Source organism: Streptomyces sclerotialus (assembly GCF_040907265.1).
GTDB classification, from domain to species: domain Bacteria; phylum Actinomycetota; class Actinomycetes; order Streptomycetales; family Streptomycetaceae; genus Streptomyces; species Streptomyces sclerotialus.
On the sequence record NZ_JBFOHP010000002.1, the window covers coordinates 1,874,903 to 1,889,348 of the forward strand.

11 protein-coding genes and 1 pseudogene are annotated in these 14,446 nt (G+C 71.9%); 7 read left to right on the top strand and 5 right to left on the bottom strand.

The window, feature by feature from the left end; genetic code table 11:
• The first annotated feature begins 45 nt into the window (after window positions 1-45).
• The 3 genes from AAC944_RS08390 to AAC944_RS08400 all read left to right on the top strand — a co-directional run bounded on the left by AAC944_RS08390 (window position 46) and on the right by AAC944_RS08400 (window position 3,158).
• Entirely contained in the window at window positions 46-783 is a 738-nt protein-coding gene (locus AAC944_RS08390; protein ID WP_030616362.1) for a FadR/GntR family transcriptional regulator, read from the top strand.
• A 150-nt stretch (window positions 784-933) separates the two neighbouring features.
• Window positions 934-2,406, top strand: coding sequence for an ethanolamine permease (gene eat / locus AAC944_RS08395; RefSeq protein WP_030616365.1), 1,473 nt, complete (start codon window positions 934-936; stop codon window positions 2,404-2,406).
• Window positions 2,407-2,447: 41 nt separating this feature from the next.
• Window positions 2,448-3,158 (top strand): gamma-glutamyl-gamma-aminobutyrate hydrolase family protein, encoded by a 711-nt coding sequence (locus AAC944_RS08400; RefSeq protein ID WP_030616369.1) that lies wholly within the window; start codon window positions 2,448-2,450, stop codon window positions 3,156-3,158.
• A gap of 32 nt (window positions 3,159-3,190) precedes the next feature.
• On the opposite strand, the gene AAC944_RS08405 is transcribed toward AAC944_RS08400, so the two are convergent.
• Window positions 3,191-3,745 carry a helix-turn-helix domain-containing protein gene (locus AAC944_RS08405; RefSeq protein WP_030616371.1) on the bottom strand — a complete coding sequence of 185 codons (555 nt, stop codon included), beginning with the start codon at window positions 3,743-3,745 and terminating at the stop codon, window positions 3,191-3,193.
• A gap of 112 nt (window positions 3,746-3,857) precedes the next feature.
• Here AAC944_RS08405 and AAC944_RS08410 point away from each other — a divergent pair, with 112 nt between their 5' ends.
• Genes AAC944_RS08410 through AAC944_RS08420 form a run of 3 tightly spaced genes read left to right on the top strand, consistent with a single transcriptional unit; the run spans window position 3,858 to window position 6,982 of the window.
• Complete coding sequence (locus tag AAC944_RS08410; protein ID WP_030616374.1) at window positions 3,858-4,991, top strand: arylsulfotransferase family protein; 1,134 nt, start codon at window positions 3,858-3,860, stop codon at window positions 4,989-4,991.
• A gap of 3 nt (window positions 4,992-4,994) precedes the next feature.
• Window positions 4,995-6,323 carry a uracil-xanthine permease family protein gene (locus AAC944_RS08415; RefSeq protein ID WP_368397020.1) on the top strand — a complete coding sequence of 443 codons (1,329 nt, stop codon included), beginning with the start codon at window positions 4,995-4,997 and terminating at the stop codon, window positions 6,321-6,323.
• A gap of 26 nt (window positions 6,324-6,349) precedes the next feature.
• Window positions 6,350-6,982: an HAD family hydrolase gene (locus tag AAC944_RS08420; RefSeq protein ID WP_030616381.1), complete on the top strand. Its 633-nt coding sequence runs from the start codon at window positions 6,350-6,352 to the stop codon at window positions 6,980-6,982.
• A 165-nt stretch (window positions 6,983-7,147) separates the two neighbouring features.
• Here AAC944_RS08420 and AAC944_RS08425 read toward each other — a convergent pair whose 3' ends face one another.
• Window positions 7,148-8,131 (bottom strand): LysR family transcriptional regulator, encoded by a 984-nt coding sequence (locus AAC944_RS08425; protein ID WP_078888626.1) that lies wholly within the window; start codon window positions 8,129-8,131, stop codon window positions 7,148-7,150.
• A 70-nt stretch (window positions 8,132-8,201) separates the two neighbouring features.
• On the opposite strand from AAC944_RS08425, the gene AAC944_RS08430 reads away from it, so the two are divergent.
• Window positions 8,202-9,440 (top strand): TDT family transporter, encoded by a 1,239-nt coding sequence (locus tag AAC944_RS08430; protein ID WP_078888627.1) that lies wholly within the window; start codon window positions 8,202-8,204, stop codon window positions 9,438-9,440.
• A 76-nt stretch (window positions 9,441-9,516) separates the two neighbouring features.
• On the opposite strand, the gene AAC944_RS08435 is transcribed toward AAC944_RS08430, so the two are convergent.
• From AAC944_RS08435 to AAC944_RS08445, 3 genes and pseudogenes are all read right to left on the bottom strand, one after another.
• Window positions 9,517-10,260 carry a helical backbone metal receptor gene (locus AAC944_RS08435; RefSeq protein ID WP_030616390.1) on the bottom strand — a complete coding sequence of 248 codons (744 nt, stop codon included), beginning with the start codon at window positions 10,258-10,260 and terminating at the stop codon, window positions 9,517-9,519.
• Window positions 10,261-10,354: 94 nt separating this feature from the next.
• On the bottom strand, window positions 10,355-12,958 hold the full coding sequence (locus AAC944_RS08440; protein ID WP_030616393.1) for an ABC transporter permease/substrate binding protein: 2,604 nt from the start codon (window positions 12,956-12,958) through the stop codon (window positions 10,355-10,357).
• Window positions 12,959-13,282: 324 nt separating this feature from the next.
• Window positions 13,283-14,351, bottom strand: a pseudogene (locus AAC944_RS08445) (quaternary amine ABC transporter ATP-binding protein); the annotation flags it as partial.
• Window positions 14,352-14,446: the final 95 nt, after the last annotated feature.

A 14,446-nucleotide genomic window follows, 5' to 3' on the forward strand; every position in this document is an offset into this window, starting at 1 on the left:
GGTCATAAGGTAGGCACACGAACCATTGGTTGGGAAGGGGTTGCGGTGGACGGAGCGGCGGACCGGCTGGCGCCGGTGCTGCGCCCGGTGCGGGCGGGCAACGGGTTCGAGGAGGCGCTGGAGCAGATACTCCAGATCGTGCGGCTGGGGCTGGTCCCCCAGGGCGAACGGCTGCCGGCCGAGCGCGAACTGGCCGAGCGGCTGCAGATCAGCCGGGTCACCCTGCGCGAGGTGCTGAAGGTGCTGCAGGACGAGGGCCTGGTGGTCAGCAGACGCGGCCGGTACGGCGGCACGTTCGTACGGGAGCGCGCCGAGACACCCGGCGAGGACGAGCTGCGCCGCCGTGTCGAGCGGGTCGACGTCGAGGACACGCTGCGCTTCCGCGAGGTGCTGGAGGTGGGCGCCGCCGGGCTGTGCGCCGGGTACGGGCTGGCCGGGGAGGAGGCGGAGCGGCTGCGCGCGGCGCTGGCCGCCACGCACGACGCGCCGCTCGCCGACTACCGGCGGCGGGACACGCTGCTGCACCTCACGCTGGCCGAACTGTCGGGCTCGGCCACGCTCGCCGCGCAGTACGCGGCCGTCCGGGCGACCGTCAACGACCTGCTGGACTGCATCCCGCTGCTGGTGCGCAACCTGGAGCACTCGCAGGCGCAGCACACCGCGCTGGTGGAAGCGGTACTGGAGGGGGACGCGGACGGGGCGCGCGAGGTGATGCGGGAGCACTGCTGCGGTACCGCGGCCCTGTTGCGCGGCTTCCTCACGGGCGTCCCGCCGGCGCGGTGACCCGCACGGGCCGGCCGGCGGCGCGGTGCCCCTCACCGGCCGGCCACCCGCCCCGTAACCGTTCCTTTACGGCACGGGTCTTGCGCCGGAGCGGCCCGCGCGACAAAGGTATGGCGCTAAACCTTTATCCCGCCGAGGCAGGAGCGGCTCATGGCCGACAGCACGGACCCGCGCACCGCACCGCCCCCTCCCCCACCGCCGGGGACCACCGCACCCGACGACGCCTACCTGGAGAAGCGCGCGCTGCGCCGGGGCAGCGCCGGGCCGCTGCTGCTGACCGGCCTGGGCGTGGCGTACGTCGTCTCCGGCGACTTCTCCGGCTGGAACAACGGCCTGGCCCAGGGCGGCTTCGGCGGCCTGGCGCTGGCCGCCCTGCTGATGGGCCTGATGTACACCTGCCTGGTCTTCGCGCTGGCGGAGCTGGCGTCCGTGCTGCCCACGGCGGGCGGCGGCTACGGCTTCGCGCGCAGAGCGCTCGGCACCTGGGGCGGCTTCCTCACCGGTACCGCCATCCTCATCGAGTACGTCCTCGCGCCCGCCGCGATCTCCATCTTCATCGGCGACTACGTCGAGTCCCTCGGCCTCTTCGGGCTGACGTCCAGCTGGCCGGTCTACCTCGCCTGCTTCGTGATATTCATCGGCATCCACCTGTGGGGCGTCGGCGAGGCACTGCGCTTCAGCCTGGTCGTCACCGCCGTCGCGGTCGCCGCACTGATCGTCTTCGCGCTCGCCGCGGTCACCGACTTCCACGTGAGCGGCCTGAACGACATCCCGGCCGACAAGGACGCCTTCGGCGCGTCCTCCTGGCTGCCCTTCGGCATCCTCGGCATCTGGGCCGCCTTCCCCTTCGGCATGTGGTTCTTCCTCGGCGTGGAGGGCGTACCGCTGGCCGCCGAGGAGACCAAGGACCCGGCCCGTACGCTGCCGAAGGCGATGGCCGCCGCGATCGGCATCCTGCTCCTCCTCGCCCTGGTCACCTTCCTCACCGCGACCGGGGCGCGCGGCGCCGCCGCCCTCCAGTCCGTCGGCGACCCGCTGGTCCAGGCGCTCCAGCCGCACGGCGAGCCCACCGTCGCCTCCCGCATCGTCAACTACGCGGGCCTGGCCGGCCTGATCGCCTCCTTCTTCTCCCTCATCTACGCCGGTTCCCGCCAGCTCTTCGCCCTCTCCCGGGCCGGCTACCTCCCCCGCTTCCTCTCCCTCACCAGCCGCCGCAAGGCCCCCTACCTGGGGCTTCTCGTCCCCGGCGCGCTGGGCTTCACTCTCGCCGCGGCCACCGGCGACGGCGCCCGCATGCTGAACGTCGCGGTCTTCGGCGCCACCATCTCCTACGCCCTGATGGCCCTCTCGCACATCGTGCTGCGCCGTCGCGAGCCGGAGCTGCCGCGCCCGTACCGCACCCCCGGCGGCGTCCTGACCTCCTCGGTCGCCTTCGTCCTCGCCTGCTCGGCGCTGGTGGCGACCTTCCTGGTGGACAAGGAGGCGGCCGTCATCGCACTCGTCGTGTACGCCGTCGCGCTGGCGTACTTCGCGTTCTACTCACGGCACCGGCTCGTGGCCGCCGCGCCCGAGGAGGAGTTCGCCGCCCTGGCCGCGGCGGAGGCCGAACTCGCACGCGACTGACCGTCCGCCCACGGCACCGCACTCACCGACCGGAGGTTCCCTTGTCCAAGCCGCTCATCGGCGTCAGCACGTACCTGGAGGCCGAGGCCCGCTGGGGCGTGTGGACGCTCCCGGCCGCACTGCTCCCGGCCGGCTACCACCGGCTGGTGCAGCGGTCCGGCGGCCTCGCCGCCATGCTGCCGCCGCACGAGCCGGACCTCGGCCGGGACGAGGCCCAGGAGGCGGCCGCGGCCGTCGTGGCCCGCCTGGACGGGGTGGTGCTCGCGGGCGGTCCCGACGTACGGCCGGAGCGGTACGGCGCGGAGACCGACCCGCGCACCGGGCCGCCCGCCCTCGCCCGCGACGCCTGGGAACTGGCCCTCATCCGGGCGGCGCTGGACTCCGGCACCCCGCTGCTGGGCATCTGCCGCGGCATGCAGCTGCTGAACGTCGCGCTGGGCGGCACGCTGCACCAGCACCTGGACGGGCACGGCGGCCCGCCCGGCGTCTTCGCCCACCACCGGATCAAGCCGGTACCGGACACCCTGCTCGCCGCGGCCCTGCCCGAGCCGGTGTCCGTACCGACCTACCACCACCAGTCCGTGGACCGGCTCGGCCGCGGGCTGCTGGCTTCCGCGTACGCCGAGGACGGCACGGTGGAGGCGCTCGAACTGCCCGGCGCGCCGGCCTTCACGCTGGGCGTGCAGTGGCACCCCGAGGCGGGGGACGACCTGCGCGTGATGGAAGCCCTGGTGGCGGCCGCCGCGCGCTGACGTACCGTCAGCGGCACGCGGGAGGCACCGCCTCAAAGGCCGATGTCGTCCGCGACCCCCACCAGCAGCACCCGCGTGCCCGCCTCCCGGGCACGCCAGCGGTGCGTCACCCCGCCCGTGCAGTAGAGCGTGTCGCCGCGCCCCAGCTCGTACCGCTCCCCCTCGGCCTCCGCCTCCACGGCCCCCTCGACGACGTACAGCAGCTCGTCGTGCGGGTGCCGGAACTCCCGCCCCCACTCGTGGGCGCCCGTGAACTCCAGCGCGTGCAGCTGCTGTTGCCCGCGGACCAGCGGCCGCACCGTACCCGCGGCGCCGTCCTCCAGCGCGGCCCCGGCCTCCGCGCGCACCACGTCGACGGACCGGCGGTCCTCCGCAGCGCCGAGCAGCTGCACCGCCGTCGTCCCCAGCGCGTCGGCGATGCGCTGGAGCGAGCGCATGCTGGGGCGGGCCCGGTCGTTCTCCACCTGACTCAGGAAGGGCTTGGACAGGCCGGTACGGGCCGCCAGCTCGGCGAGCGTGAGGTCCAGCGCCCGGCGGCGGCGCCGCACCGCCCTGCCGACCTGCGGCGCTTCCTGATCTTCACGCATCCCGCACTCCTTCTCCCCTTTATCACCACGTTCACAGCATTGCCACACACAACCCCTAACCTCGAACCTGTTTGACGTCATCAAACAAAGTTTGACGAGAGGGACCCCTGCCATGACCGCTGTCGATCAAAACACACGCCGCCGCCGCGGCACCGGCCTGCTCGCCCTCGACGAAGAGGCCGCGTACCCCGGCTACACCCTCTACGCACCGCTCACCGGCACCGGCGAGGTCTACCTCGTCGACCTGCACGGCGAGGTCGTCCACCAGTGGAACCTCCCCTACCGCCCGGGCCGGCACGCCCGCATCCTCCCCAACGGCAACCTGGCCTACAACGGCGTACTCCCGGACCAGGAAGCGCTGTTCCCGATGTGGCACAAGTACCGCGGCGGCGTCATGCAGGAGGTCACCCCCGACGGCACCGTCGTCCGCGAGCACATCGACCCGCTCCAGCACCACGACGCCCACCACCTCGGCGACGGCCGCATCCTCTACGCGGCCCTGGAACCGCTCACCGGCGAGCGGGCCGCGGCGGTACGCGGCGGGGTCCCCGGCTCCGAGCCGACGACGGCCGACGGCCCGACCGTCTACGCCGACACCCTCAAGGAGGTCGACGCGGACGGCACCGAACTGTGGTCCTGGCGCGTGTCCGACCACCTCGACCGCGACGAATACCCCCTCCACCCCGACTACTCCCGCGAGCACTACCCCCTCATCAACGCCGTCCTCCCGCTCGCCGACGGCAACATCCTGGCCAGCCTCCGCAGCGTCTCCGCGGTCGTCATCATCAGCCGCGAGACCGGCGAGATCCTCTGGCGCACCGAGCCCGGCCTCGTCTCCCAGCAGCACAACCCCACCGAACTCCCCAACGGCAACCTCCTCATCTTCGACAACGGCGTCTTCCGCCCACACTGGGACGTCCCCTTCTCCCGCGTCATCGAGGTCGACCGCACCTCCGGGAAGATCGCCTGGGAGTACCACGACCCGGCCCGCGAAGCCTTCTTCGCGCCCTTCATGGGCAGCGCCCAGCGCCTCCCCAACGGCAACACACTCATCTGCGACTCCCCCGCGGGCCGCATCTTCGAAGTCACCGCCGACGGCTACCTCTGCTGGGAGTACGTCGTCCCGCACTTCGGCGGCTACCGCGAGCCCGAGGTCGGCCGGATCTTCCCGGCCCAGCACAACGCCCTGTTCCGCGCGTACCGTTACGGCGCCGAGGACCTGCCCTGGCTGCCGGTACAGGGGTGACCGGTGACCGCCCCCGCCGGCACCACCCGTACCGGAGGCGACGCCCCTGACGGCGGACCGACCGGCCCCGACGGCCGGCCGGTCCACCCGGTGGACGAACGCCTCCCGTTGCTCCGGCTCCTCCCCCTGGCCGCGCAGCACGTCCTCGCGATGCTCGCGGCCCCGGTCTCCACCGCGTTCCTGATCGCCACCGGCCTCGGCCTGCCACCCGACCGCACAGCGGCCCTCCTCAGCGCCACACTCGTACTGTGCGGGGCGGGGGCCCTGCTGCAATCCTTCGGAGTCCTGCGGATCGGCGCCCGACTCCCCTTCATGATGCTGCCGGGCGGCGCGGCGGTGGCCATCTTCCTCCAGATCGCCGACGAACACGGCCCGGCCACGGCATCCGGAGCCGTCCTCATCTCCGCAACCTTCCTCCTCGCGGTCCTCCCCCTCTACCGCCACATCGTCCGCTTCTTCCCCCCGGTCGTCCTCGGCACCACGGTCCTGCTCATCGGCATCAACATGGTGAACGTCACCGCCCCGATGATCGCCCACGACACCTGGCTCGCGCTGGTCACCATCGGCGCCACGGCCCTGTGTTACCTCGTACTGCCCGGCGTCTGGCGCCAGATGTCCGTCCTGGCAGGCATAGCGGCAGGCACCACAGCTGCGCTCATATCGAGTACCGGCATGCAGACCGTCCCCGCCGGCGGCCCGTTCCTCGCCCTCCCCCACCCCTTCCCCTACGGCGCCCCCCACTTCGATCTCCTCGCCGCCATCCCCCTCATCGTCTTCACCCTCGCCTCGCTCGCCGAGGCCACCGGCCAGACGGTGCTCAACAGCGAGGCGGTGGGCCGCGAACCGCACCCCGCCCGCGACGTCCCCCGCACGGTCCGCGCCGACGCGCTCACCTCCCTCGCCGCGGGCCTGCTGGGCACCTCCATCATGGTGACCAGCGCCGAGAACATCGGCATCGTCCAACTCACCCGCGTCCGCAGCCGCTTCGTCACCGCCGGCGCCGGCCTGCTCCTCGTCCTCATCGGCCTCCTGGCGCCGGTCTCCCGCCTCCTGGCCACCCTCCCCACACCGGTAGTCGGCGGCGCGGGCCTGATCATCTACGCGGTCATCGCCGCCATGGGCATCGGCATGCTCCGCCGCACGGAATCCTTCGAGGGCCCAACAACCACAATCGTCGCCCTGACCCTCCTGGCCGGCCTCCTCCCCGTCCTCACCCCGGAGCTGTACGAACCGCTACCGGTCTGGGCCCGCACCGTATTCGGCAGCGGCGTCCCGGCGGGCGCAATCACAGCGGTACTCCTCACAGCCCTCTTCACCCGAGACCGAAGATAGACAGCTCGCGCCCGTAGGGTGCCCACATGATCCGAGCTGTGGCATTCGATATCGGCGAGACGCTGGTGCGCGACGACCGCTACTGGACAGCGTGGGCCGACTGGCTGAACATCCCCCGGCACACGCTGTCCGCCCTCGTCGGCGCGGTCGTCGCCCAGGGCCGCGACAACGCCGACGCCGTACGACTGCTGCGCCCCGGCATCGACCTCACCGCTGAGTACCACGCCCGCGAGGCCGCCGGCCGGGGCGAGCAGCTGGACGAGAGCGATCTGTACGACGACGTCCGGCCGGCACTGGCCGCGCTCCAGGACGCTGGGCTGCGCGTCATCATCGCCGGCAATCAGACAACGAAGGCCGGCCGGCTGCTGCGAGCCCTCGACCTGCCCGCGGACGTGGTCGCCACGTCAGGAGAGTGGGGCGTGGCGAAGCCACAGCCGGGATTCTTCGGCCGGATCGTCGCCGCCGCAGGCACCGCACCGTACGAGACGGTGTACGTCGGCGATCACCCGGCGAACGACATCGCCCCGGCCGCCGCCGGCCTCCGCACCGCGCACCTTCGCCGCGGCCCCTGGGGCCACCTGTGGGCCGACACCCCCGAGGCCGCCGCGGCGGACTGGCACATCGACAGCCTGCACGACGTGTTGGCCATCATCCGCTGACCCCTGCCCGACGACGCGTGCCCGCCGGCGGGTGATGCGGCCGCGATCATGACAGAGGAGAAGTTCGGGAAGAAGAAGCCTCTGAACTGACCATTCGTAGTGCGCCCCCACGGGATTCGGACTCTCGACGCCCGTTTCAGGAAAGTGGTGTGAAGCCCGAAGGAATCAGGACGTCCCCCGCGTCAACCCCAGCAAATGCCGTGCGGGCCCCGTAGGGCGTTGGCCCGACGGCCATACCGCTCGTAGATCGCGTCCCAGCCGGATCCCCGGTACCGGGACCTCCACCAGTCTCCGTGCCGCCAGTTCTTCGCCGATCGCGAGTTCGCTGAGGACCGAGGGGCCTGCGCCGCTTACCGCTGCGGCCTTTACCGCGGTGGTGGAGGCGAGTTCGAGGAGTGGGGGTGCGAGGGGGCCGCAGGCGGCGAGGGCTGCGTCCAGGACCTGGCGGGTGCCGGAGCCCTGTTCGCGGAGGATCAGGGGCGTCCCCGCCAGCTCGCGGCCGGTCAGCGGGGTGCGGCGGCGGGACCAGGGGTGGGCGGGGGCGGCCACCACCACCAGGCGGTCGTGGCCGATGACGGCGCCGTCCAGTCCGGACGGTACGTCCAGGCCCTCGACGAAGCCGAGGTCGGCCTCGCCGGAGAGGACGCGTTCCGCGACCACCGCGGAGTTGCCGGCGGAGAGCGAGACGGCGGTGTCCGGGCGCTGGGTGCGCAGTGCGATGAGCCAGCCGGGGAGCAGGTACTCGGCGATGGTCATACTCGCGGTCACGCGGAGACGGGAGTCGCGGCGGGCTCGCAGTGCCTGGGCGCCCGCGTCGAACGCTTCGGCCGCCTCCACGATGCGCCGCGCCCAGTCCGTGACGAGCGTGCCCGCGTCGGTGAGCCGGGAGCCGCGCGGCGAGCGTTCGACGAGGCCGACACCCAACTGCGCCTCCATCGCGCGCAGCCGACTGCTCGCGGCGGGCTGGGTGATGCCCAGTTCCTTGGCGGCGCGGCCGAGGCTGCCCAGGCGGGCCACGGCGAGCAGCAGTTCCAGTGCGCTCAGTTCCGGGACGCGGTGCGCCAGCCGGCCGGTGTGCGCACCGGCACCGGCAGCCCCGCTACCCCCGTCCGCCGCGCCGGCCCCGTGCGTCTGCTCCGCTTCACTCATAAGTTCAGTTTATGTCCTCATAGATACAAGGCCCCTGGTGGGGCGGGCCCCGCGGCGGAACGCTGGAGGCATGGCTACGCTCGCGCATCCCCGCCCCCGCCCGGTGACCGGCTCCGGCGGCCGTACCCGCGGCTCCGTACGGCACCTCGGCCCCAACTGGTACGCCGCCGTCATGGGCACGGCGATCATCGCCAACGCCGGTGCGACACTTCCGGTGCGCTCTCCCGCACTGAGCGTCGCCTACGAGGTTGTCTGGGCGCTGTCGGCCGTGCTGCTGGCCGTGCTGCTCGTCGCCCGGGCCGCGCACTGGGTCCGCCACACCGACCAGGCCAGGGCGCATCTGCTCGACCCGGCGGTGGCGCCGTTCCACGGCTGTCTTGCGATGGCACTGCTGGCGGTCGGCGGCGGCACGCTCGCCGTCGGCACGGACGTGATCGGTGTTTCCGCGGCGGCAGCGGTCGACGGTGTGCTGTGGGGCGCAGGGACCGTGGTCGGCCTGGTCGCGGCCGCGGCCATCCCGTACCTCATGGTGACCCGGCACCGGATAGACGTGGGGACGGCCTCCCCCGCCTGGCTGCTGCCGGTCGTCGCCCCCATGGTCTCCGCCGCCCTCGGTCCAGGGCTGATACCGCACCTGCCCGCCGGCCAGTGGCGGGCCGCGATGCTGCTGGGCTGTTACGGCATGTTCGGCCTGTCCCTGCTGACCGTGCTGGCCATGCTGCCGCTGGTGCTCTCCCGGCTGATCCACCACGGGCCGCTGCCGCTCGCCGCGACGCCCGCGCTGGTCCTCGTGCTCGGCCCGCTCGGCCAGTCGACGACCGCGGTGAGCAACCTCGCGCACGCCGCGCCCGCCGCCAATTCCGCCTACAGCGACGCGATGACCGCCTTCGCCGTGCTGTACGGCGTGCCGGTGATGGGTTTCGCGCTGCTGTGGCTGCTGTTCTCCGCGGCGCTGGTGGTGCGCGCCTTCCGGAGCGGGATGCGCTTCTCGATGACCTGGTGGGCCTTCACCTTTCCCGTCGGCACCTGCGTGACAGGCGCCGCCGGGCTGGCCGGGCACACCGGGCTGGCCCTCTACGACTGGCTCACCGCCGGGCTCTACCTGCTCCTGGTGGCGGGCTGGCTGACGGCCTCCGTCTGCACCGCGCGCGGCCTCTTCCGCGGCACGCTCCTCGCACCGCCCGCCTCGGCCCCGGCATCGGCATCGGCATCGGTCCCGGCATCGACACCGGCACCGGCACCGGCACCGGCATCGACACCGGCCTCGGCTCCGGCTCCGGCTCCGGCTCCGAAGGCAACACCCGTCTGAACCGCAAGCCGGCTCCCCGGGGCGGTGCGCCCCCGCACGCGGTGCGCCCCCGCACGCGCATCCCGGCGTACCGCCCTCACTGCCGTACCGCCGCCTCCAGCGCCGCGCGCAGTACCCCGGGGGCCTCGGCCAGCGACGGGCCGTACCAGGTGAGGTGGCGGCCGCTGACCAGCGCGGCGGGCAGTCCGGGGAACGCCTCGGGGCCGTCGTCCGCGGTGAAGCGGTACGGCTCGTCGGGGAGTACGACGAAGTCCGCGCCGCGGCTGTTCAGCTCGTCCAGGGGGATCTTCGGGTAGCGGTCGGCGTGGTCCGCGTACAGGTTCCGCACGCCCAGCCGCGCCAGCAGGTCGCCCGCGAAGGTGTCCCGGCCGAGCACCATCCAGGGACGACGCCAGATGGGCACCACGGCGGCCAGGTCCGGGGCGTACGCCGGCACCTCCCGCCAGGCCGCCTCCGCGGCGTCCAGCCAGCCGGGGCGGGCCAGTCCGCAGCCACGCACGAGGACACGGTCCAGTTCGCGGAAGGCCTGCGGCAGGTCGCGGACCTCGGTGACCAGGACGTCCAGGCCCGCGGCCCGCAGCGCGGCGAGGTCGGCCGGGCGGTTCTCCTCCTCGTTGGCGATCACGAGGTCGGGGGCGAGGGCGGCGATCCGTGCGGTGTCGGGGTTCTTGGTGCCGCCGATGCGCGGCACGTCCAGGCCGGCCGGGTGGCTGCACCAGTCCGTGGCCCCGGCCAGCAGTTCCGGCGCGGTGGCGGCCACCGCCTCGGTCAGGGACGGGACGAGGGAGACCACCTTGCGTACGACGGCGTGAGAGGTCATCTCCCCACGGTACGCACGGACGGGCCCCGCCACCGGAGTGCGGTGGCGGGGCCCGTTCCTGGATAGGTGACGGCCGGTCAGTACCGGTACGGCGTCACTTCACCGGCGCCATCTCGTCGACGATGCCCGGGTGGGCGTCGACCCACTTCTTGACGCCTTCCTCCTCATGGCCGGTGCCCGCCTCGTTGACGGCCGTCTCCAGGCTCGCCAGCTCCTCGGGCTCCATGTGCCAGTTCTTCAGCCAGCCGTTGAACTCCGCGTACTCCTTGGGGAAGCCCTTGTTCGCGATCGTCTTGATCTGGTTGTTGGCGCCCCAGGTGCCCTTGGGGTCCTTCAGCTTGGTCAGGTCGTACTTGTCGTACGCCCAGTGCGGCGACCACAGGACGACCGCGATCGGCTCCTTCTTGGCGACCGCCCGCTCCAGCTCGGCGAGCATGGCGCTGGTACCGGCCTCGGTGACCTTCATGTCCTGCAGGCCGTACGCGGGCAGGACCTTGCTCTTCAGGCGCTTCATCTGGCCGGTGCCCGGCTCGATACCGATGATCTTGCCCTTGAACTCGTCCTTGTGCTTGCGCAGGTCGTCCATGGTCTTCACGCCCTTCACATAGGAAGGCACCGCGATCTCCAGGGACGTCTTGTCGTACCAGGCACCGAGGTCGACGAGATCCTTCTTGTACTTGTCCCAGTACTGCTTCTGCGCGACCGGCAGCCAGGCGTCCATCTCGACGTCGACCTGGCCGGTGGACAGTCCGGTCCACATCGGACCCACGTCGAGGTTGCGCATCTTCGGCTTGTAGCCGCGCTGCTCCAGGACGTACTTCCACAGGAACGAGGTGGCGATGCCCTCGTCCCAGGACGGGTAGCCGATGTTCGGCGCGGCGCCCGCGTCCTTGCCCTTGGCGTACGCGCCCGGCGCGGGCGCCAGCTTGTCGGCCATGCCCGGGTTCTTCTTCAGCCAGGCCTTGACGCCGTCCTGCTCGTGGCCCTTGCCGGCGTCCTGGATCTCCGCCTCCAGGCTGGTGAGCTGCTCCTCGTCCAGGTGGAAGTTCTTCATCCACGAGGCGACCTGCGGCTCGTCCTTCGCGAAGCCCTTGCGGCCGAGCGTGTGGATGCCGTCACCGGAGCCGAAGGAGCCCTTGGGGTCCTTGAGCTTGGTCAGGTCGTACTTGCTGTACGCCCAGTGCGGGGACCACAGGGTCACCGCGATCGGCTTCTTCGCCTTCAGGGCGCGGTCCAGCTCGGCCAGCATCGAGGAGGTGCTGGACGACTGGAGCTCGTACTCGCCGTCCAGGCCGTAGTCCTTGAGGACCTTGTCCTTGACGATCTTCATCTCGCCGGCGCCCGGCTCGATGCCGACGATCTTGCCGCCGAACTTCTCGCCCTTGCCCTTGAGGTCGTCGAGCGTCCTCACGCCCTTGACGTAGGACGGTACGGCGATCTCCAGCGAGGTCTTGTCGTACCAGGCGCCGTAGTCCTCCAGCTTGTCCTGGTACTTCTTCCAGTACGACTCGTGCGTCACCGGCAGCCAGGAGTTGGTCTGCACGTCGATGTCGCCCTGCGCCTGGCCCGTGTAGAGCGCGCCGGCCTCCAAGGCCTGCGCCTTGGGCTTGTAGCCGCGCTGCTCCAGCAGCTCCTTCCACAGGTACGTGGTGGCCTTGCCCTCGTCCCAGTTGACGTAGCCCAGGCTGATCGGACGGCCGTTGCCGACGCTCGCGGCACCGCCGGAGCCCTTGGTACCGAAGGCGCTCATGCCGCCGGCGGCCAGCGCGAGGACGACCACGCCGACCATCGCGACCGAGGTCGCCGGGCGCCACTGCAGGAACTTCCAGCCGCCGAGCGCGGCCTGCGCCTTGGCCAGCGCGCGCCGGCCGAGCGGCGAGACCCGCTGGTTCAGGGCGCCGGTCATCCGGTCCAGGTACATCGCGAGGATGACCACCGCGAGACCGGCCTCGGTGCCCAGGCCCACGTCGACGGAGCTGATCGCGTCGTAGACGGAGGAGCCCAGACCGCCGCCGCCGACCATGCCGGCGATGACGACCATGGACAGCGCCAGCATGATGACCTGGTTGATACCGGCCATGATCGTGGGCAGCGCGAGCGGGATCTGTACGCGGAAGAGCGTGCGGCGCGGGTGCGTGCCGAACGCGTCGGCCGCCTCCACCAGCTCCGCGTCGACCTGCCGGATGCCCAGCTCGGTCATGCGGACGGCGGGCGGCATGGCGAAGACGATGGTCGCCACGATGCCGGGGACCACGCCGAGGCCGAAGAAGAGGATGCCCGGGATGAGGTAGACCATCGCCGGCATCGTCTGCATCAGGTCCAGGACCGGGCGCACCGCGCCGCTGACCGCGCGGTTGCGGGCGGCCCAGATGCCCAGCGGCACCGAGATGACCACGATGACCAGGCAGGCCACCAGGACCAGGGAGAGGCTCTCCATGGTGGCGCCCCACTGTTCGATCGAGTCGATCAGTGCGAAGCCGAGGAAGGTCAGTACGGCGGCGAGGAAGCCGCGCAGCCACCAGGCGAGCACCGCGAGGATGCCCGCGAGGAACAGCGGCTCGGGGGCGGCCAGCACCATGTGGAAGAAGCCGTAGACCGCGTTGAGCACGCTGGTGATGAAGTCGAAGAGCCAGGCGACGTGCGACCGCAGCCAGTCGACGGCGGCGTCGGCCCAGGTGCCGATCTCGATCCTAGGCACCGGCGATCACCTTGCTCTCGTCGGTCGGCTTGCCGTCCGCGGACTCCTCGTCCGCGGGCTTCTCGTCGGGGGACTTCCCGTCGGCGGGCTTCTCGTCGGCGGACTTCCCGTCGGCGGGCTTCTCGTCGGCGGGCTTCTCGTCCGCGGACTCCTCGTCGGCGGGGGCGTCCGAAAGCTTCGCGTCCGCGGGCTTCGCGTCCGCGGGCTTCGCGTCCTCCGGCGCGTCCGCGGGCTTCGCGTCCTCCGGCGCGTCCGCGGGCTTCGCGTCCTCCGGCGCGTCCGCGGGGGCGGGCTGGGCCGGCACTCCGGCGGCCGGGGCGGCGTCCGCCTCGGCCTCGCCGAGCGCGGCCAGCAGCACCTTCGCCGGTACCGCGCCGACGAGCTCACCGGCCGCGTCGGCCACGGCCACCGGGACGGTGCTGGCCGAGCAGGGCGTGAACAGGTCCACGAGCGGGGTGTCCTCGGTGACCGTGGCGGGCGCCGCGGCACGGAACCGCTCGGCGGTGGATATCTCCTCGCCGCCGTCGTCCTTGGTACCGAGCACCGACGCCACGTCCGTCATGACCGCGCCGGCGGTCAGCACCCGGGTGCGGTCGACGTCCTGGATGAACGAGGCGACGTAGTCGTTGGAGGGCCGTACGAGGATGTCCTCGGCCGAGCCGATCTGGACGATCCGGCCGTCGCGCATGACGGCGATCCGGTCGCCGAGCCGCATGGCCTCGTTCAGGTCGTGGGTGATGAAGACGATGGTCTTCTTCAGCGTCTTCTGCAGCTCCAGCAGCTGGTCCTGCATGTCACGGCGGATCAGCGGGTCCAGCGCGCTGAAGGACTCGTCCATCAGCAGCAGGTCCGCGTCGGTGGCCAGCGCGCGGGCCAGGCCCACACGCTGCTGCATACCGCCGGACAGCTCGTCGGGCCAGGACTTCTCCCAGCCCTTCAGCCCGGCCAGCTCCAGCGCCTCCAGGGCGCGCTTGCGGCGCTCGGCCTTCGGTACGCCCTGGACCTCCAGGCCGTACGCGGCGTTCTCCAGCACGCTGCGGTGCGGGAAGAGCGCGAAGTGCTGGAAGACCATGGAGATCTTCTGCGAGCGGACCCGGCGCAGCTCCTTCGGGCTGAGCGTGGTCAGGTCCTGGCCGTCGAAGCGCATCGCGCCCGCGGTCGGCTCCAGCAGCCCGTTCAGCATGCGCAGCAGCGTGGACTTGCCGGAACCCGACAGACCCATGACGACGAAGATCTGGCCTTCGTCCACGGTGAACGACGCGTCGATCACCGCTGCCGTCGTACCCTCGGCGCGCAGCTCGTCACGGGTTGCCCCGCCTTCGAGTTTCCGCACGGCGTCATCGGGTCGTCTGCCGAACACTTTGTACAGGTGCTCGGCTTGCAGCCTGGACACATACACCTCTCTGGTCGAGCCGAGGAACGGCCCGTCCCAGCCATGGGTGATCCCCAGGCCGAAAGGCTGGGGAGGGGCCGTGGAGCGGCACGGCT

Excerpts from the sequence above, each read along its gene's own strand:
- eat (WP_030616365.1), top strand. The coding sequence starts at position 934 with ATGGCCGACAGCACGGACCCGCGCACCGCACCGCCCCCTCCCCCACCG.
- AAC944_RS08405 (WP_030616371.1), bottom strand. The coding sequence starts at position 3,745 with ATGCGTGAAGATCAGGAAGCGCCGCAGGTCGGCAGGGCGGTGCGGCGC.
- AAC944_RS08410 (WP_030616374.1), top strand. The coding sequence starts at position 3,858 with ATGACCGCTGTCGATCAAAACACACGCCGCCGCCGCGGCACCGGCCTG.
- AAC944_RS08420 (WP_030616381.1), top strand. The coding sequence starts at position 6,350 with ATGATCCGAGCTGTGGCATTCGATATCGGCGAGACGCTGGTGCGCGAC.
- AAC944_RS08425 (WP_078888626.1), bottom strand. The coding sequence starts at position 8,131 with ATGAGTGAAGCGGAGCAGACGCACGGGGCCGGCGCGGCGGACGGGGGT.
- AAC944_RS08430 (WP_078888627.1), top strand. The coding sequence starts at position 8,202 with ATGGCTACGCTCGCGCATCCCCGCCCCCGCCCGGTGACCGGCTCCGGC.
- AAC944_RS08435 (WP_030616390.1), bottom strand. The coding sequence starts at position 10,260 with ATGACCTCTCACGCCGTCGTACGCAAGGTGGTCTCCCTCGTCCCGTCC.